This is a genomic window from Micromonospora sp. NPDC049044 (genome assembly GCF_040649215.1).
In the GTDB taxonomy this organism is placed as follows: Bacteria; Actinomycetota; Actinomycetes; order Mycobacteriales; family Micromonosporaceae; genus Micromonospora.
The window spans coordinates 97,052-115,056 of the sequence record NZ_JBEZFA010000012.1 but is presented as its reverse complement, the minus strand read 5'-3'; the positions used below and the strand labels follow the sequence as shown (position 1 = coordinate 115,056).

Below are 18,005 nucleotides of genomic sequence, written 5' to 3'. Positions count from 1 at the left end.
TCCGAACGCCGGAAGGGCCCCCGCTCGGGGGCCCTTCCGTGTCACCAGCTCCGGGGCGAGGCATATTGTGCGCTGGGTCACCTCGGGGAGGTTGCGGAATGCGACACAGGCTCAAGGACGTGGCCGAGCGCGCCGGGGTGTCGGTCAAAACCGTCTCCAACGTCGTCAACGGCTACGTGCACGTCCGGCCGGACACCCGTGCCCGCGTCGAGGAGGCGATCGCCGAACTCAACTACCGGCCCAACCTCTCGGCCCGTCACCTGCGCAAAGGCCGCACCGGCGTGATCGCCCTCGCCATTCCGGAACTGGACATCCCGTACTTCGCCGAGTTGGCCCGCCACGTGGTCACCGCCGCCGCCGCGTGCGGCTGGACGGTGCTCATCGACCAGACCGGCGGCCGGCACGAACAGGAACGGGTGGTCGCCTCCGGCATCACCGACCACCTGATCGACGGGCTCATCTTCAGCCCGTTGGCGCTCACCGCCGCGGACCTGGCCGGCCTGGACGGCACCCCCATGGTGCTGCTCGGTGAGCGGGTCGAGCACGGCCCCGTGGACCGCGTGGTGATCGACAACGTGACCGCGGCCCGGGAGATCACCGAGCACCTGCTCACACTCGGCCACCGCCGGGTCGCGGCCATCGGCCCCCAGCGCACCGACGAGGGTGCCAGCGCCCGGCTCCGGCTGGCCGGCTACACCGACGCGCTGCGTGCCGCCGGGCTCGACTACGACGAAACCCTGGTGGCGTCCGCGTCGGCCTGGCATCGCGCCGACGGCGCGGCCGCCATGCGGGGCCTGCTTACCTCCGGTGTACGCCCCGACGCCGTCTTCTGCTTCAACGACACGCTCGCCCTCGGTGCCCTGCGCGCCCTGCACGAGGCCGGCCTGCGGGTGCCCGAGGACGTGGCGGTGGTCGGCTTCGACGACATCGAGGACGGCCGGTTCTCCATCCCCACCCTCAGCACTGTCGCCCCGGACAAGGAGCGGATCGCCCAACTGGCCGTCGAACTCCTGGCCAACCGCCTGGACGGCGACCGGGCCGCCCCCGCGAAGGAACTCTCCGCCCCCTACCGCCTGGAACTGCGCGAGTCCACCAGGGCTTAGTCGAAGAAGCGGGCCAGATGGGGTTTCGGCACGAGGTCGGCGTCCGGGGGGAGTGGGGTCAGGTCAGCGAAGATCGAGGCGCCGTCGCAGCCCGCGTGCAGCGGGTACCACCGCGGCGTGCCCGGCGGTCGACCCTGACAGATCCCCTTGAACGTCTGTACGTCCATCAGCCGGACGTGGGTCGGGTCGGCCACCGCGTTGACGTGCCCCCACCAGGGGCTCATCACGTGCAGCACGCCACCCGGACGCAACACCCGGTGGCACTCGTCAACCAGCGGCAGAAAGTCGATCAGGTGCTCCAGGATGTGCACCGCGAAGAAGACATCCACCGAATTGTCGGCGAGCGGTAGCGAGCCGGACAGGTCCGCGACCGCGTCCACCCCCGGCGCCGGGTAGATGTCCAGCCCCAGGTTGCCCGACCACTGCTTGCTCGGACCGCACCCGAGGTCCACCACCACTGGTGCCCGTCCGCCGACACCGACTCGGCACCAGATGCCGTAGACGCCGGCCAGCCGTCCCACCAGGTCCCGAACCAGCCGCAGCTCGGCGGGCTCGGCGACGTCCCCGCTGAGATGGGCCACCCCCCGGTCGAACCGCACCTCGACCGCCAGCCCCCGCAGCCGGTCGTCGTGCCGAACCTGGTCCGCCCATGCCTGGGCGAGGGATTCGTCGATCGCCCGCAGCCGGTCGGCCGAGGGCGGAGTCTGTGCCAAAGCGACCATTCGGGCCACCTCCCGCCGCGCGATACCCGCAATCGCGCCCGGTATGCCCCGATCTCCGGAGCGATCCGTCGCGCCGTCCCGGGCAGGTCGGTGTCGGTGCGGTGTGTCGCCGTGCACCGCCGGTCCCGGCGGGGCCAGGACTAGAACGAGGCTGATTCCGCTGTGGCATCTAGATGCCACAGCGGAATCGCGCTCATCAGGGACATGCCGGGGCCCAGCGGCGGCGGGCGGCCAGCCGGAGGGCGCGCCGCTGGGCCCCGCGCGCACAGGGCACGCCGGGGCCCGGCGGCGGCACGTCAGCCGGAGAGGGTACGGCGGCCCCCACGCATTCGCTGGCGGGGCGGCGGGTCGGCCGGCTTCGGCCGCTTCAGGTGGTAGCGGTGCAACTCGTGGTTGCCGGGCAGGGACGGGTCCTCGCTCATCGCGACCAACTCCCAGCCCTGGTCGCCGGCCCGGTTGAGGTGGGCCAGCGAGGTGTCACCGTAGGGCGTCACGTCGACCATCGAGCCGTCCGGGCCGTACCAGACGAACACGACCTCCCAGCCGAGGTCGTTTGTCGCCGCCTGGCGGCGGCGGACCAGCAGGGCGTACTCCCACTTGAGCATGGCGTCATTCTCACCCCGCGCCGGCCCACGGGCACGGATCAATCCTCGGCGATCCGCCCGCCGTCGACCCGCAGTCGCCTGTTGGTCTCGATGGCGGCCAGCATCCGCCGGTCGTGCGTGACCAGCAGCAGCGTTCCGGGGTAGCTGGCCAGTGCCGATTCGAGCTGTTCGATGGCGGGCAGGTCCAGGTGGTTCGTGGGCTCGTCGAGCACCAGCAGGTTGACCCCGCGGCCCTGGAGCAGCGCCAGCGCGGCCCGGGTGCGCTCACCGGGGGACAGCGTGGCCGCCGGTCGGGGCACGTGCGCCGCACGCAGCCCGAACTTCGCCAACAGTGTCCGCGCGTCGGCGGGCGACATGTGGGGTACGGCAGCGTGGAACGCGTCGATAAGCGGCGCGTCGCCGAGGAACAGCCCGCGCGCCTGGTCGACCTCGCCGACCACCACCCCGGGGCCGAGCGAGGCGGTGCCGGCGTCCAACGGCAGCCGCCCGAGCAGCGCGGCCAGCAGCGTCGACTTGCCCGAGCCGTTCGCCCCGGTCACCGCGACCCGGTCCGCCCAGTCGATCTGGAGGTCGACCGGGCCGAGGGTGAAGTCGCCCCGGCGTACCACAGCTCCGCGCAGCGTGGCCACCACGGCGCCGGCGCGGGGCGCGGCGGCGATCTCCATCCGCAGCTCCCACTCCTTGCGGGGCTCCTCGACCACCTCGAGCCGTTCGATAAGCCGTTCGGTCTGCTTCGCCTTGGCGGCCTGCTTCTCGCTCGCCTCGCTGCGGAACTTGCGACCGATCTTGTCGTTGTCGGTGGCCTTGCGGCGGGCGTTCTTCACGCCCTTCTCCATCCAGCCGCGCTGGGTGCGGGCCCGCGCCTCCAGTCCGGCCTTGGTGTCGGCGTACTCCTCGAAGTCGGCGCGGGCGTGTCGGCGCGCGACCTCACGCTCCTCCAGGTACGCGGCGTAACCGCCGCCGTAGTGGTTGACCTGCTGCTGCGGCAGGTCCAGCTCCAGCACCCGGGTCACCGTGCGGAGGAGGAACTCCCGGTCGTGGCTGACCAGCACCGTGCCGGCGCGCAACCCGGTGACGAACTCCTCCAGCCGCTCCAACCCCGCCAGGTCCAGGTCGTTCGTCGGCTCGTCGAGCAGGAACACGTCGTACCGGCTGAGCAGCAGCGACGCCAGCCCGGCGCGAGCCGCCTGACCGCCGGACAAACCGGTCATCGGGTGGTCCAGGTCCACCGCCAGGCCCAGGTCCGCGCTCACCTGCTCGGCGCGTTCGTCCAGGTCCGCGCCGCCGAGGGCGAGCCAGCGCTCAAGCGCGTCGCCGTACGCGTCGTCGGCGCCCGCCGCCCCGGCGGTCAGCGCCTCGGTCGCCGCGTCCAACGCCGCCTGCGCGGCGGTCACCCCGGTCCGGCGGGCCAGGAAGTCGCGTACCGTCTCGCCCGGCCGCCGCTCCGGCTCCTGCGGCAGGTGCCCGACGCTCGCCGTGGGCGGGCTGAGTCGCACGCTGCCGGCCTCGACCGGCAGCAACCCGGCGAGGGTACGCAGCAGCGTCGACTTGCCGGCCCCGTTCGGCCCGACCAGGCCGACCACGTCACCGGGGGCCACCACCAGGTCCAGCCCGGCGAAGAGTGGGCGGTCGCCGTGCCCGGCGGCCAGGTCCTTGACGATCATCGTGGCGCTCATCAGAACGGGAGCCTATCCGGCTGCCGGCATACGATCCGACGGGAGCGGGCAGACTCAACGGCGTGGTGACCACACTGGCGATCGACTGCGGCGGCGGAGGCATCAAGGCGTCCGTGCTGGACGAGGCGGGGACGATGCGGGCCCGACCCTTGCGGGTGCCGACGCCGTACCCGTTGCCGCCCGCGCTCTTCGTCCAGACCCTGCTGGATCTGGGCGGGCGGCTGCCGGCGGCGGACCGGCTGACCGTCGGCGTACCCGGGATGATCCGGCACGGGGTGGTGGTGGCCACACCCCACTACGTGACCCGCAGCGGGCCGCGCAGCCGGGTCGACCCGGATCTGCTCGCCGAGTGGTCCGGCTGGGACGCGCGAGGCGCGCTTGCCGACGCGTTCGGGGTGCCGGCGCTCGTGCTCAACGACGCCGAGGTGCACGGTGCCGGGGTGGTCGCCGGCACCGGCTGCGAGCTGGTGCTGACCCTGGGGACGGGGCTGGGCAGCGCCCTCTACGACGGCGGGGTGCTCGCACCGCACCTGGAGCTGTCGCACGCGCCGGTGCGCTGGGGCACCACCTACGACACGTACGTGGGCGAGCCGGAACGGCGGCGGCTCGGCGACGCCTTCTGGTCCCGGCGGATCCGGCAGGTGGTCGACGGGCTCCGCCCGGTGTTCCGCTGGGACCGGCTCTACCTGGGCGGCGGCAACTCCCGACTGATCCGGCCCGAGCAGCTGGCCAGGATGGGCGACGACGTGGTGGTGGTGCCGAACACGGCGGGAATCGTCGGTGGCGTCCGCGCCTGGGAGTTGGCCGCCATCCGCCGCGACGCGCGAACCTGACCCGGTTTCGACGACGGGAACAGTCGCCAAACGCCTGACGTTGTGCCAGCGTCGGAACAGGTGACGGTGCGACCCGAGGAGGTGGGCAGATGGATCTTCTGGCGGACTACCGGCGGGCGACCATGTTCTTCGAAACCGGTGACCCGAGCGCGGCGGCCCGACTGCTGGAGCCGATCGTCGACGCCGAACCCGGCAACGCGGCGGTTCGACAGCTGCTGGCTCGCGCGTACTTCCAGTCGGCCCAGCTCAGCCGGGCCGAGGAGCACCTGCGGGAGTTGGTCGACCGGGACCCGAGCGACCACTACGCGCACCACGTGCTCGGTCGGACGCTTGAGCGGCTGAACCGGCACACCGACGCGCTGCGGCACCTGCGGATCGCCGCCGCCATGTACGCGACAAACGACGACTACCGGATCGCGCTGGATCGGGTGGAGACCCGGGTCAGCGGCACGCGCTGAGCGTGCACCGGTGACGTGACGAGGGGCGGTCCTGCGGGGCCGCCCCTCGTCGTCGGGCGGACGGGCCGCCGGGCGTGCCTAGGATGGCGGGCATGGGACCTGACCGGGCGGGGGCTGTGGCATGAAGCTCAAGCTGGACCTGCACGAGATCTTCAACAAGGGGCAGGACATCGACAGGGCGTTGCGCGGGATCATGGACGAGGCGGTGGCGAAGAAGGCCACCCTCGTCGAGATCATCCCTGGCAAGGGGTCCGGGCAGCTCAAGAAGCGGGTGCTGCGGTTCCTCGACCAGAAGGACGTCAAGCAGCTCTACCACCGCGTGGAAAAGGACTCGAAGAACTTCGGCCGCCTCTTCGTCCACTTCCGCTGGAAATAGCGACAGCCCAGGCCCTGACCTGCGTCTCAGGGCTCGGCCAAGATCGGCGAACCATGATCACGCCGGGATGACAGCCTGCCCCGATGTTGGCAGGATGATCTAGTGCATCGGATCGAAGCGGAATGGGTACGTCGACTGCCGGATCTACAACTGGATCGTGTTCTTGCGCCATGTTCGCTGGAGCCGGTAGTCAGATATCACCTACTCGACCGAACGGTAAGTGTGCTGGACGAGCAGTTGCAGCCGATCCGGCAGCTGTTCGTGGACGTGCCACCCACAGCGGAGCTTCTTGCCGCAAGTCCGGATCTGGCAACCGTCGTCGTGACCGACACCCGTCGGGTCATCATCATGGCGGCGGGCCGGCCAATCCCGGTCGAGATCGCGGCAGCCGATACCGCGACGCTGCTGCCGGGCGGCCGGCTGCTGATCACCGCGCCGGCACTCGAACGGCTCGAACACAAGGGCCGCGAGTACGACGTCAAGGGCGAACACCTGGTGTTCTTGGTGGATCCAGATTCGGGACAAGTCCTGGACCAGGCCGTTCTCGATGCGGTGGACGCCAGCATGACCACTGTGCCTCATCCGCACGACGGGTCGGTGGTCCTGGACGCCGCGATGGGTCAGGATGGCGCTCTGATCTATGTCGCCCGGGTGCTCGACGACAGGATCAAGGTGGAGCCGGTCGCCGAGAACGTGGTCGCGGCGAGCTTCGCACCGTCCGGAGATCGCCTGCTGCTCATGCCACACCCCTGTTTCGATGATGAGATATCCATCCTGGAATGGCCGAGCCGGCGTCCCCTTGCTCGGCTGCACGCCGCCGATCTGGCAATCGACGACTTCGCGTTCACCCTGTACGGATGTTTCCTGAACGACCGGCGGGTGCTGCTCGACACCTACGAACACGGGCTGTTGCTGTGCTCCGGCGAGCTCAGCCCGGTGGCGTGGGTCAGCCTGAACCCGCCCGCTGAAACGAGCGACGTGGAGGTGTCGACAACGCGGGTGTCGCCAGCGGCCGTGTTCGGTGTCGCAACTGACGTGTTCGCCGCCGACATCCGGAATGGGTCCCTCTCCTGGACCCTTTGGCGAATCCCGCCTTCGTGAGTTGACGGGGCTTATGGAACCCCGGCTGGGCAGTCGATGGGCGTGGGAGTGATCTCACGGGGGCCACTGGTCTCCCGGCGAACTTCGAAGCGTACGCAGATCTGGTAGGACATCTCTTCGTCGGCCAGCCAGCCGTCGGATGCGCGGCCCACCATCGTGACCTCTACCGTGGCCAGCAGACCCACCCCGTGCTCATCCGGATCGTGCACCGACGCGGTGAGCCGTTCGCCTCCGCTTTCGGCGACGAGGCGGTCGAGCACCGACTGATTGCTTTTCCAGCCCCTCAGACCGAGTGAGTCGGTCGCCCACGGCTCGGTCTCGTGGGCGATCTGTTCGGCCCTCGCCACTACCGAATCCCGAGCTCTCTCGTGGCCCGAGAGGGCGCATCCCGTGCAAGGCAGCACGGCGAGGCAGGTAAGCAGTGCCCTGATGCCTGTCCGACCCCAGCGGGCCGGATCGGGCGCCCGTCGCCTGTCGATTGTGTGTCGCGGCATGCGGCAAGCACATCGTCGATCCCGCAGGCGCGCATCCGTCCCGGTACTCAGACTCTGGCCGCCAGGACGCTCGATCGCTCCTCGGCGGAGCGCACCTACCCGTCAGCCGCTGCGCAGCCGGCGCAGCGCGTGTTCGATCTGGAGGGTGTCCAGGTGGGTGTCCCCGAGCAGCCGTCGTCGGTCGGCCAGCAGTTCGTCGAACGCCTCGATCGCCGGGTCGACCCGTCCGTCGAGCAGGAGCACCACGGCCAGGGTGGCCCGGATGGCGAGCACTTCACTGCGGTCGGCGTACCGGGGCTCGACGGTGGCCAGGGTGGCCCGCAGTTCCGCTTCCGCCTCGACGAGCCGGCCCTGCGCCTGCATGCAGCGGGCCAGCGTGTGCCGGGCCTGCCAGGTTTCGGGTTGGTTGAGCGGCCAGCGCCGGTAGTAGACCTCCAGGAGGGTGTGCATCATCGCCTCGGCCTCGGGCACCCGGTCCTGAGCGAGCACCGCGAGCGCCAGGCTGTGCCGCATGAACATGGTGTCCCAGTGTTCCGGACCGCGGACCTGGTCCTCAGCGGCGACGATCTGCCGCAACTCCGCCTCGGCCTCCGACCACCGCCGCTGTGCCAAGATCGCCGTTGCGAACCGGTGCCGGCTGTCGAGGGTGTCGGCGTCGCCACTGCCCAGCACCCGGGTGCGGGCCGTAATCACGTCGCTGAGCATCCGGTCGGCCATCTCCGACTGGTTGCGTTCCAGCCAGGTACGACCCAACTCGTGGCGCAGCGCCAACACCTGTGGATGGTCCCGGTCGTGGTCGTACGCGGCACAATCCCGCACCACCGGTTCCAGGAGGTCGAAGGCGGATCCGGGGAGGCCGTTCGCGATGAGGTAGCGGGCGGCGAGCCGGGTCAACTCCAGTGCGCGGCGTACCGTCTCGGGGTCGTGTTTGTGTCGCTGTGGCACCAGGTATCCCCGGACGACCTCGACCACGTGTGGCGCCAGCACGTTCCAGTTGGGCCAGCTCTCCCCGTCGTCCGGGTCCTGCCCCTCGGTGGCGGCGAGCAGCAGCTTCACGACCAGGCCGTGGTAATCGGCGATCTGCTCACGGAACTCGTCGCGGTCGCGGACCATGGCGCGCACCATGGGTTGCATCGACAGCACGTGCGCGAAGGTCGGGTCGCGGACGTCCTGCCGGACGTCGAAGTCGACAAGGGCGAGGTCGCCGAAGCCCTCCAGCGTCTTGACCGACTCGGGAGCGGTGAACCCCTTGAACAGCGGCGACCCGGCCAGGACGGCCGGGTTGCGCACCACCTCGTAGGGCACCGGGGAGAGGCCCAGGCAGGCCAGCACGTTGAGCAGCGGCCGGCTGTGGGGTAGGCCGCGGCGGGCCAGCAGATCGAGTGAGATGTCGTAGTTGTAGCGGACGATCTCCAGGCCGAGCGACTCGTCGAGATCGACGTCGGTGACGTCGAGTGGTGCGTGCAGCCGCCGCCGCACAGCGGCCCCGTACTCGGCGAAGGTGGTGATGGCGGACGAGCCGCGCCAGACCGGGCTGGCGTGCACCGACCGCAGGTAGTTGCCGGCAACCTGCAACGTCAGCGGCAGCCCGCCCAACTCCCGGGCCAACTCGCGGGCGTCGGTCAGGCCACCGGCCTGCGTCCCGGCCCGGTCGAGCAACACCTGCGCGCCGGCCTCGGCGTCGAGCGCGGGCACCTGGTGCAGCGTCGACCAGGTGCCCCAGGTGGCCGGGTTGCCGTCCCGGGTGGTCACGAGGACCATGCCGTCCTTGGTCGCCGGGCGCCGCAGCCAGCCGGTGCCGTCGGCGAGCACTCCGTCGGCGGGCCCCAGCACGGTCGGCTCGTCCGCACTGTCGAAGACCAACAACCAAGGTTGCGTGGCCTGGTCGAGGTAGTGCCACACCAGGTCGGGCGCGCTTGACATCCCGGCCCAGGCCCAGTCGACCTGAGGCTCCGACGCGCCGAGTTGGCTGGCCACCTCCCGCATCCCGGAGTTGAGCCGGCCCGCCGGCACCCACCAGACCACCCGGCCGTCAGCCCGGGCCCGGCGGGCGATCTCCAGCGCGACCCGGCTCTTGCCGGAGCCACCCATGCCCCACAGGACGTGCACCGAGGCCCGGTCCGCACCGGCTCCGGGTGCCCGCATCAGCTCGTCGAGCAGGTCGTCACGCCCGCGCAGCGGGCTGTCGAGCCGGCCGAGCGGTGGGTCGACAGAGACGCGACCCGGCCGGTCGTACGCGGGTGGCCGGGGTCCGCCGGCATCCTCGGGTGGAGCGTCCGCAGTCAATGCGGTCCCCCTTCGGTGGCGAAATCGCGGTGGCCTGCGGAAGCTCTCTGTCGTCTCGACATCAGTCGGAGGGATCGTCGCCGCACCACGTCACGCGCAAGGGTATCCATCCCGCACCGGCTTGCACATCTCTGCGTACCTGACCGGTTCGGCGGAGGGATCGCTCCGCCGAACCACCATCCGGACGGTCAGAAGGGATACGTGCGGGCGACAGCGAGCATCTCGGAACTGTGCGACCCGACGACACCGACGCCCGGCGGCCGGGGGCGGAATCCGGGCAACCCGTCCAGCCCGTCGCTGGCGTCCAGCACCCGCAGCGACACCTGAGGTGCCCGCGGTACCACGGTCAGGGTCACCTCGATGCCCTCGGGCGGTGGGGCGTGGAAGACCACCCCGAACCCCCACCGGTCCAGCGCGGCCTCCTCGACCGTCGGCTGCCGCTCCACCGGTACGGCCCGACCGGCGACCTCCGCCCGCTTCACCTCGGCGGTCTTCGCGTCCACGTGCAACGACACGAGGCGTACCGTCCGCTGCGGCACCACCCGGACCCGCAGCGTGCGCTCACCGCCGGAGGTGCTGTCCGACACCAGTTGCACTGTCGGTGCCGGCAGGTTGGCGTTCGGGGCCGTGCCGACCCGCAGTGACTCGTCGCCCAGGACGGGGAACCGCTCGCGGAGCGACTCCCGCGCGACCGGGTCGACGTGCTCGGCCGTCCACGGTTGCAGCTTCTCCTCGTGGGTGACCCACTGCGCGTCGCCCGTGTCGGTGTCCAGGGCGTACATCAGGTGGGTGGGCGCGGGATGGGCGGCGTCGAACCGGTCGACGCCCAGCCCGACCCCGGCGAGCACCACCGTCGCCACGGCGGCGGCTGCCGCCGGCAGCACGCCGAGCCGGCGGGCCCGCAACGCCCGCAGGCCGCGCTGGCCGCCGGCCTGCGGGTGCAGCAGGTCGACCACCGGCAGCGCGGTCAGCCCGAGCAGCACCGCGACGAGCGCGGCCACCCCACCCATGCCCATGCCCAGCGCGGGGAAGAGCAGCACCACAGTGGGGAGGAGGATGACCACGCCGACCGCCGCGGCGGCGGTCACCGCCACCACCGGCCACGGCCCGGTCTGCCGGGTCCGCAGCGCGACCAGCCCACCGAGGGCGCCGGCGAGCGCCGGCACCGTGGTGAGGTACGCCCCGCCGGGCACCGCCACGGCCAGCAGCACCCCGAGCAGCGCCAGCCAGGCCAACCCGCCCACGGCCAGCGCGGCCGGGCCGATCCGGCGGCGCAGCAGCGCGTACCAGGCGAATACGACGGCAGCGGCCAGCGCCACGACGGCCAACCGGTACCAGACCGGCCGGTACGGGTCGAGTAGTTCCGCGTACCCCGGTCGGATCGTGGTGATCGCCAGCCAGAGCAGTTGCGCGGCGACCGGCGCGACCACGATCGGCAGCAGGGCCAGCCCGAAGCCGGCGGCCAGCCGGCCGGTGCTGGCCCGACCCCGCCGACGGACCAGCCAGCCCAGCGCGACCACCGCGGCCACCGCGAGCAGGGCCAGCGGCAGGGTGAGCGTGCCCGGGTAGCGGACCAGGCCGCCGGGGACCGGGAAGTAGGTAGCGTCGTGCCCCGAACGCAGGTCGGTCAGGTCGGTGCGGCCGAACTCCCGGGCCAGGCCCAGCGCGTTGTCCCCGTGCTGCTGGAGGCTGCCCCGGTCCATCGCCGAAGGCGTGTCCAACGGCGTGTGGTAGATCGCCCCGCCGTCGATGTACGCCGAGTTCAGCCCGACGAACTTCTGGTCCAGGAACGCGGTGAAGTCGGTGTCGTTGGGCAGTGCCCGGTAGATCTCCACAGCGAACGAGGTGCCGACCGGGTGCGGCGCGGCCCGGCCGAAGACGTCCACGAGCTTCGCGTTGTTCCGGGACGTCTCAAACATGATCACCGGGCCGGTGGAGCCCCGCGCCTCCAGGTTGAGCACCACCCCGCCGTCGGCGGCCAGCGGATGGCTGGCGGCGAACGCGGACGCGCCGCAGAGGCACGCCTCCTCCGCGTCGGTGAGCACGAAGACGATGTCGTTGCGGGGCCGTGGGCCGGTGGCCAGCGCGCGGGCCACCTCGAGGATGGTCGAGGTGCCGGCCGCGTCGTCGTTGCCGCCCGGCCCGGTCTGCACCGAGTCGTAATGGGCGACCAGGAAGACCCGGCCGGTCGAGTCGGTGCCGGGCAGCCGGGCCACCACGTTGCGGACGCGGGCCAGTGTCGCCCCGCCCGCCGCGCCGCTGAGCTGACCGGCCTCCGGCGCCACGGTGTCCTGCACCTCGGTCTCCAGGCCCAACCCGCGCAACTGCTGCTCAAGGTGCGCGCGAACCTGGTCGTTTGCCGCGCTGCCGGCGACGTGCGACCGGGCGGCGATAATCTGGACGTCCTCGTACGCCCGGCCGGCGCTGAACTCACCCGCCGGCGAGTCAGCCGGCTTCGGTGTCGGGGTGCGCAGGTCGAGCAGGCTGCCGGCGCCGACGGCGGCAAGCGCCACAAGCGCCGCCGCGGCGGCCACGAGCCGCCGGTGCGGCCGGGTCAGCGCACGATCCGCGGGGGGTACGCCGGGAGTCGGACGGGGCGGTGTGCCCGTCGTGGCCGGGGTGGGGGGTGCGCCCACGGGAACTCCTCGGGGGTGGTGGGGCCTGGGGTGGCATCATCCTGCCCCCCAGCCGTCCCGGCCGGCATGGCCGGTACGGCCCGGTGTCGATCACCCACCTGGTCTGTCCCGGGGCGGGCAGTGATGCGGCCCATGCCCGCCCGTGCCGTGGGCATCGTGTTGTGTGCGACCGTTGTCTAATACAGGATCAGCAGGGCACTCGGAAGGAGGCCGACATCACCAGCGAACTCCCGCGCCTCGCGGCGGTGACCCGGCCGCACCGGGGGTCCGGCTCGGCCGGATCCCCAGTTGTGCCGTACCCGCACGGTGGCCTGGCGCGGCACGCCAACCTGCCACCTGGCGAACGGTTGCGGGTGCTGCTGGTGGAGGACGACGAGGGCGACGCCTTCCTGGTCGGTGAGCTGCTCGCCGAGACCAACTCGATGATCGACCTGCTGGTCGCCACCAGCCTGCGCGAGGCGCGGCAGCGGATCAACGACGTCGACTGCGTCCTGCTCGACCTGGGCCTGCCCGACGCGCAGGGGCTGGACGGGCTGCGTCAGGTGCTGGAGATGTCCAGCGGCGCCGCGGTGTGCGTGCTCACCGGCCGCTCGGATGAGCACCTGGGTGTCGTGGCGGTCGCCGAGGGCGCACAGGACTACCTGGTCAAGGGCCAGGTCGACGGGGTGCTGCTGACCCGGGCGCTGCGGTACGCGGTGGAGCGCAAGCGCGCCGACGAGAACGCGCGCCGGCTGCGGGAGGTCGAGCTGCGCCAGGCCGAGTCGGCCCGCCTCGAGCGCGGCCTGCTGCCCCAACCGCTGATGACCACCGACCAGGTGGCGGTGCACACCTTCTACCGGCCCGGCCGGCACGCCGCGCTTATCGGCGGGGATTTCTTCGACGTCGTGCAGACCCGTCCGGACCGTCTCGACCTGATCGTCGGCGACGTCTGCGGGCACGGGGTGGACGAGGCCGCGCTCGGCGTCGAGCTGCGGGTGGCCTGGCGGGCCCTGGTGCTCGCCGGAGTGCCGGACGACGAGGTGCTGCCCGCGCTCGAGCAGGTGCTGATGAGTGAGCGCCGCCTGCAGGAGATCTTCGCGACGGTGGCCACCACCAGGCTCGACCTGGACGCCAACCGCGCCACCGTCCGACTCGCCGGGCACCCGCCACCACTGCTGCTCGCCGGCGGCCGGGTCGTCCCGGTGCCCGCGCCCGGCGGCCGACTGCTGGGCGTACGACCCCGCCGGCCGATCGCCTACGACCTGGAGTTCGACACCGATGACTGGTCCCTGCTGATGTATACCGACGGCCTCATCGAGGGGCGGGTGGACGCGGGCAACGACCGCCTCGACGTGCCGGGGCTGAGTGGCCTGCTCGACGAGCCGGCCAACCGTTCGGTGGCGCTGCCCGAGCTGCCGGCCTGGCTGGTCGGCCGGGCCGAACGGCTCAACGGTGGTCCACTGGCCGACGACGTGGCCATGCTGCTGGTGAGCCGGGGTGGTGGCCGGTGAAGCCGGTGGCCGGCGGCTGGAGTCTGCGCCGCCGGGTCATCACGCTGCTCACCGTCGTGGGGGTGCTGCTGATCGCCCTGGCCGCCGCGGAGGCGGCGATGGCCGCCCGCAACCGCACCCAGATCGACGCCGTCCTGAACGAGACCGGCCCCCTGCGGGTGCAGTCCCAGGAGCTGCTCAACGCGCTGCTTGACCAGGAGACGGCGATCCGTGGGTACGCGGTGAGCGGTGACCAGGACGACCTGAACCCCTATCGGGAGGGGCTCGCCCAGGAACAGAGCGTCATCGTCTCGATGCGGGCGCTGCTCGGCGACTATCCACAGATCAGCCAGGAGCTGCGGACCGTCGAGGAGCGCATCACGCAGTGGCGGCAGTCGGTGGCCGAGCCGGTGATCACCACCACCGAGCGCAACGGCACCAGCGCCGGCCAGGCACTCGTCACCGAGCAGGCCCGGCAGCAGTTCGACGAGGTGCGGATGGCGGTGAACGATCTCCAGGAGGAGGTCCTGGCCGCCCGGGAGCAGACCGCCGACAACGTGCGCACCAGCAGCAACGTGCTTGTCGTGCTGCTGATCGTCGCCGCCCTGGTGGTGGTCGTGGCCGGCGCGGTGCTGCTGCTCTCGCTGGACCGGATGGTGGTCCGACCGCTTACCGGCCTGGCCGTCCAGGTTCGCGAGGTCGCCGAGGGTGACTACCAGCACCGCATCGCCACCACCGGCCCGCCGGAGTTCATCCAGCTCGGCGACGACGTGGACGCGATGCGCCAGAAGATCGCCGCCGACCTGGCCGAGGTGCGGGCTGCCCGCGAGCGGATCGAGTGGGTCAACAGCCAGTTGCAGAAGCAGGCCGAGGAGTTGACCCGGTCCAACCGGGATCTGGAGCAGTTCGCGTACGTGGCCTCGCACGACCTGCAGGAGCCGTTGCGCAAGGTGGCGAGCTTCTGCCAGTTGCTCCAGCGTCGCTACGCCGGGCAGCTCGACGAGCGGGCCGACCAGTACATCGCCTTCGCGGTGGACGGCGCACAGCGGATGCAACGTCTGATCAACGACCTGCTCGCGTTCTCCCGGATCGGCCGGCTCACCACCGGCTTCGTCGAGGTCGACCTCAACAAGGTGATGAGCGACGTGGCCGGCCAGACCGAGGCCGCCCGGCAGTACGCCGACGCCGAGCTGACCTGGACCGATCTGCCGGTGATCTCCGGTGAGGAACCGCTGCTCACCAACCTGCTGGCCAACCTGGTCAGCAACTCGATCAAGTTCCGGCGGGCGGAGGTGCCGCCCAAGGTGCACGTCTCGGCCCGGTTGGTGGACGGCGAGTGGGAGATCACCTGCCAGGACAACGGCATCGGAATCGAACCGGAGTTCGCCGACAAGATCTTCGTGATCTTCCAGCGGCTGCACTCGAAGGACGCGTACCCGGGCACCGGCATCGGGTTGGCAATCGTCAAGAAGATCGTCGAATATCACGGGGGCCGGGTCTGGGTGGACACCGACGTGCCGGAGGGCACGGCGATCCGGTTCACCCTGCCGGCGCTTCCGGCGGACCTGGAGGCGACTGCCGCCGTCGACTCGTCGGAGCAGCCGCCGGACCTGCCGGCGGGCGACGCCACGCCCTCGAACGAGACCGCGGCAGCGCCGGCCGAGCAGTCCGACGGGTCGGACCGGCCGGACCGGGCCGACGAGTCGCCGGAAAGCGGTAGAACGGGTGACATGAGGGAGACGGTGGGATGACCGCGCCTGCGGATGGCAAGAGCCCGATCGAGGTCCTGCTGGTCGAGGACGATCCGGGTGATGTGCTGATGACCCAGGAGGCGTTCGAGGAGCACAAGCTGCGCAACCGGCTGACCGTCGTCTCCGACGGCGCCGAGGCGCTCGCCTACCTGCGGCGGGAGGGCCAGTACGCGGACGCGGTGGTGCCCGACCTGATCCTGCTCGACCTCAACCTGCCCCGGCGCGACGGCCGGGAGGTGCTCGAGGAGATAAAGAACGACCCGGAGCTGCGCCGGATCCCGGTGGTGGTGCTCACCACCTCGCAGGCTGACGAGGACATCCTGCGCAGCTACCAGCTGCACGCCAACGCCTACGTGACCAAGCCGGTGGACTTCGAGCGGTTCATCTCGGTGGTCCGCCAGATCGACGAGTTCTTCGTCAGCGTGGTCAAGCTGCCGCCGCGTGGCTGACACCCTGCTCGACGATGTCGGCGACCTGCTGCGGGAGGCCGCCGACCAGGTCGTGCTGCCGTTGTTCCGCAAGCTCGACGACGCCGACGTGTCGGAGAAGGCGCCCGGTGAGGTGGTCACCGTCGCCGACCGCCGGGCCGAGGAGCTGCTCTCGGCCGGGTTGCGCCGACTGCGACCCGGCTCAGAGGTGGTAGGTGAGGAGGGGGTCGCCGACGACCCCGGCTTGCTGCGGCACCTGCGCGACGCCGGTGACGTCTGGCTCGTCGACCCGGTCGACGGCACCGCCAACTTCGCCGCGGGTCGCCGGCCGTTCGCCCTGATGGTGTCGTTGCTGACCGACGGACGACAGGTAGCCGGCTGGATCCTCGACCCGCTCGCCGACACCCTCGCCGCGGGCTGGGCGGACGACGGCACCCTGCTCAACGGCCAGCCGGTGGACGGCACCATCCCGGTGCCGCCGCGCGGCGGGCTACGCGGCGCGGCGATGACCCGGTTCCTGCCACCGGAGACCCGCGACCAGGTCCGCGCCGGTGGTCGGCGGATCGGCGAGTTGCTGCCCGGTCAGCACTGCGCCGGTCGGGAATATCTGGACATCCTCACCGGTGAGCAGCAGTTCGCCCTCTTCTGGCGCACCCTGCCCTGGGATCATGCCCCGGGCAGCGTGCTGGTCCGGGCGGCCGGTGGCGTCGCCCGCCGCTTCGACGGCGTCGACTACCACCCCGCCGACGACGGCCGCGGGCTGCTCGTCGCGGCGAACGAGCAGGTCTGGACCGAGGTGCGGGACGCCCTGCTGGCCCCCTGATCCAGGCGTTGTGCGACGGTGCCGGGACGCTCCGTCGACATCCGGGCGTCCCGGGTCGCAGAGGGCTGGTCACCGGCGCGCAGTCCGGTATCGTGACGGCGGTCTCCGCCAGCAGGCCGCCGACCGGCGCCGGCGGGGACGCCGCCGCACAGTTGTCAAGCGGGGGCCGGCGGTCGACGGAAGGACGCTTTCGTGCCCAGCACCAGACTCGACCTGCGGCTCGGTCGCCGCACCCTGCTCACTCTGCTCGCCGCCGTCGCCCTGGTGCTCGGCGGTGCCGCAGTGCCCGCGTACGCCGAGCCCGGTGAGGGTGGCAGCAAGAAGCTGCAGGACGCGTTGGAGTCGACAGCCAAGGGGCACATCGAGGCCAAGGCAAAACTCGACAACTCCAAGCGCCGCCAGACCGCGTTGACCGGCGAGTTGACGGCGATCGAGGGTCGCCTGGGTGGGCTCACCGCCCAGGTTGGCGAGGTCGCCGCACAGTCCTACCGGATCGGCCGGCTCGGCCCGGCGTCGATGCTGCTCAACACCGCCACGCCGCAGGCGTTCCTGGAACGCGCAAGCGACCTCGACCTGATGGCCCAGCGGGACAGCAAGCGGTTGCGCGATCTCGTCGAAGCCCGGCAGCAGGCCCAACAGGCCAAGGTGGCAATCGACACCGAGGTCCGCGAGCAGCAGAAGCAGCTCGCCGTGATGGCGAAGAAGAAGAAGGAGGCCGAGGCGGCGCTCGCCGAGGTCAGCTCGGGCAGCAGCAACGGTTTCAGCGGGGGCAGTTCCGCCTCGGCGAAGCCCGCCCCGCGTAACTCCGACGGATCCTGGCCGTCGGAGTCCTGCTCAGTGAAGGACCCGACCACCTCCGGCTGCATCACCCCGCGCACCCTCAACGCGCTCAAGCAGACCCAGGCGGCCGGCTACAAGCGGCACGTCTCCTGCAAGCGCGAGGGTGGCGGTGGCGAGCACCCGAAGGGCCGGGCCTGCGACTTCGCCGCGGCCACCAACGGCTTCGAGGATCGCAACGCGACAGGCGGCGACAAGGCGTACGGCGACAGCCTGGCCGCCTGGCACGTGCGCAACGCCGACCGGCTGGGCGTGCTCTACGTGATCTGGTACCGGCAGATCTGGCATCCCGGCACCGGGTGGCGTTCGTACAGCGGCAGCGGCAGTCCGGCCGCGTCCCACACGAACCATGTTCATCTATCGCTGTACTGACCCTCGGCACCAGCTTCGCTGCGTACCATCGCGAC

16 protein-coding genes are annotated in these 18,005 nt (G+C 71.4%); 10 read left to right on the top strand and 6 right to left on the bottom strand.

Annotation, left to right across the window (positions count from 1 at the left end):
- The first annotated feature begins 98 nt into the window (after positions 1-98).
- The gene (locus AB0B85_RS12935; RefSeq protein ID WP_357406643.1) at positions 99-1,103 is read left to right on the top strand and encodes a LacI family DNA-binding transcriptional regulator; all 1,005 of its coding nucleotides are present in this window, start codon (positions 99-101) and stop codon (positions 1,101-1,103) included.
- On the opposite strand, the gene AB0B85_RS12930 is transcribed toward AB0B85_RS12935, so the two are convergent.
- The 3 genes from AB0B85_RS12930 to AB0B85_RS12920 all read right to left on the bottom strand — a co-directional run bounded on the left by AB0B85_RS12930 (position 1,100) and on the right by AB0B85_RS12920 (position 4,106).
- Entirely contained in the window at positions 1,100-1,825 is a 726-nt protein-coding gene (locus AB0B85_RS12930) for a methyltransferase domain-containing protein (protein ID WP_357406642.1), read from the bottom strand. The genes AB0B85_RS12935 and AB0B85_RS12930 overlap by 4 nt on opposite strands.
- Positions 1,826-2,121: 296 nt before the next feature.
- Complete coding sequence (locus AB0B85_RS12925; RefSeq protein WP_124822832.1) at positions 2,122-2,430, bottom strand: hypothetical protein; 309 nt, start codon at positions 2,428-2,430, stop codon at positions 2,122-2,124.
- 38 nt (positions 2,431-2,468) lie between these two features.
- Positions 2,469-4,106 (bottom strand): ABC-F family ATP-binding cassette domain-containing protein, encoded by a 1,638-nt coding sequence (locus AB0B85_RS12920; RefSeq protein WP_357406640.1) that lies wholly within the window; start codon positions 4,104-4,106, stop codon positions 2,469-2,471.
- A 62-nt stretch (positions 4,107-4,168) separates the two neighbouring features.
- Between AB0B85_RS12920 and AB0B85_RS12915 the strand changes: the two genes are divergently transcribed.
- The 4 genes from AB0B85_RS12915 (at position 4,169) to AB0B85_RS12900 (ending at position 6,874) form a co-directional block, all read left to right on the top strand.
- Positions 4,169-4,939, top strand: coding sequence for an ROK family protein (locus AB0B85_RS12915; RefSeq protein ID WP_357406638.1), 771 nt, complete (start codon positions 4,169-4,171; stop codon positions 4,937-4,939).
- 89 nt (positions 4,940-5,028) lie between these two features.
- Positions 5,029-5,397: a tetratricopeptide repeat protein gene (locus AB0B85_RS12910; protein ID WP_357406636.1), complete on the top strand. Its 369-nt coding sequence runs from the start codon at positions 5,029-5,031 to the stop codon at positions 5,395-5,397.
- 121 nt (positions 5,398-5,518) lie between these two features.
- Positions 5,519-5,773 (top strand): Smr/MutS family protein, encoded by a 255-nt coding sequence (locus AB0B85_RS12905; protein ID WP_007465523.1) that lies wholly within the window; start codon positions 5,519-5,521, stop codon positions 5,771-5,773.
- 222 nt (positions 5,774-5,995) lie between these two features.
- Positions 5,996-6,874: a hypothetical protein gene (locus AB0B85_RS12900; RefSeq protein WP_357406634.1), complete on the top strand. Its 879-nt coding sequence runs from the start codon at positions 5,996-5,998 to the stop codon at positions 6,872-6,874.
- 11 nt (positions 6,875-6,885) lie between these two features.
- On the opposite strand, the gene AB0B85_RS12895 is transcribed toward AB0B85_RS12900, so the two are convergent.
- From AB0B85_RS12895 to AB0B85_RS12885, 3 genes are all read right to left on the bottom strand, one after another.
- Complete coding sequence (locus tag AB0B85_RS12895; protein ID WP_357406632.1) at positions 6,886-7,221, bottom strand: hypothetical protein; 336 nt, start codon at positions 7,219-7,221, stop codon at positions 6,886-6,888.
- Positions 7,222-7,470: 249 nt separating this feature from the next.
- Positions 7,471-9,654 (bottom strand): tetratricopeptide repeat protein, encoded by a 2,184-nt coding sequence (locus AB0B85_RS12890; protein ID WP_357406630.1) that lies wholly within the window; start codon positions 9,652-9,654, stop codon positions 7,471-7,473.
- Positions 9,655-9,842: 188 nt separating this feature from the next.
- Positions 9,843-12,188, bottom strand: coding sequence for a M28 family peptidase (locus tag AB0B85_RS12885; protein WP_357406767.1), 2,346 nt, complete (start codon positions 12,186-12,188; stop codon positions 9,843-9,845).
- A 392-nt stretch (positions 12,189-12,580) separates the two neighbouring features.
- Between AB0B85_RS12885 and AB0B85_RS12880 the strand changes: the two genes are divergently transcribed.
- From AB0B85_RS12880 to AB0B85_RS12860, 5 genes are all read left to right on the top strand, one after another.
- Positions 12,581-13,780: a fused response regulator/phosphatase gene (locus AB0B85_RS12880; protein WP_357406628.1), complete on the top strand. Its 1,200-nt coding sequence runs from the start codon at positions 12,581-12,583 to the stop codon at positions 13,778-13,780.
- Positions 13,777-15,510, top strand: a complete 1,734-nt coding sequence (locus tag AB0B85_RS12875) for an ATP-binding protein (protein ID WP_357406626.1) — start codon at positions 13,777-13,779, stop codon at positions 15,508-15,510. Before AB0B85_RS12880 ends, AB0B85_RS12875 begins: the two co-directional genes overlap by 4 nt.
- A complete protein-coding gene (locus AB0B85_RS12870) occupies positions 15,507-15,959 on the top strand; it encodes a response regulator (protein WP_357406624.1) in 453 nt (150 codons plus the stop codon). Before AB0B85_RS12875 ends, AB0B85_RS12870 begins: the two co-directional genes overlap by 4 nt.
- Positions 15,952-16,761 carry an inositol monophosphatase family protein gene (locus AB0B85_RS12865; RefSeq protein ID WP_357406622.1) on the top strand — a complete coding sequence of 270 codons (810 nt, stop codon included), beginning with the start codon at positions 15,952-15,954 and terminating at the stop codon, positions 16,759-16,761. The genes AB0B85_RS12870 and AB0B85_RS12865 overlap by 8 nt, the downstream gene beginning before the upstream one ends.
- 192 nt (positions 16,762-16,953) lie before the next feature.
- Positions 16,954-17,970: a hypothetical protein gene (locus AB0B85_RS12860; RefSeq protein ID WP_357406620.1), complete on the top strand. Its 1,017-nt coding sequence runs from the start codon at positions 16,954-16,956 to the stop codon at positions 17,968-17,970.
- The last annotated feature ends 35 nt before the right edge of the window (positions 17,971-18,005 follow it).

Coding starts and splice junctions, on each gene's coding strand:
- AB0B85_RS12930 (WP_357406642.1), bottom strand. CDS start 1,825: ATGGTCGCTTTGGCACAGACTCCGCCCTCGGCCGACCGGCTGCGGGCG.
- AB0B85_RS12935 (WP_357406643.1), top strand. CDS start 99: ATGCGACACAGGCTCAAGGACGTGGCCGAGCGCGCCGGGGTGTCGGTC.
- AB0B85_RS12925 (WP_124822832.1), bottom strand. CDS start 2,430: ATGCTCAAGTGGGAGTACGCCCTGCTGGTCCGCCGCCGCCAGGCGGCG.
- AB0B85_RS12920 (WP_357406640.1), bottom strand. CDS start 4,106: ATGAGCGCCACGATGATCGTCAAGGACCTGGCCGCCGGGCACGGCGAC.
- AB0B85_RS12870 (WP_357406624.1), top strand. CDS start 15,507: ATGACCGCGCCTGCGGATGGCAAGAGCCCGATCGAGGTCCTGCTGGTC.
- AB0B85_RS12905 (WP_007465523.1), top strand. CDS start 5,519: ATGAAGCTCAAGCTGGACCTGCACGAGATCTTCAACAAGGGGCAGGAC.
- AB0B85_RS12910 (WP_357406636.1), top strand. CDS start 5,029: ATGGATCTTCTGGCGGACTACCGGCGGGCGACCATGTTCTTCGAAACC.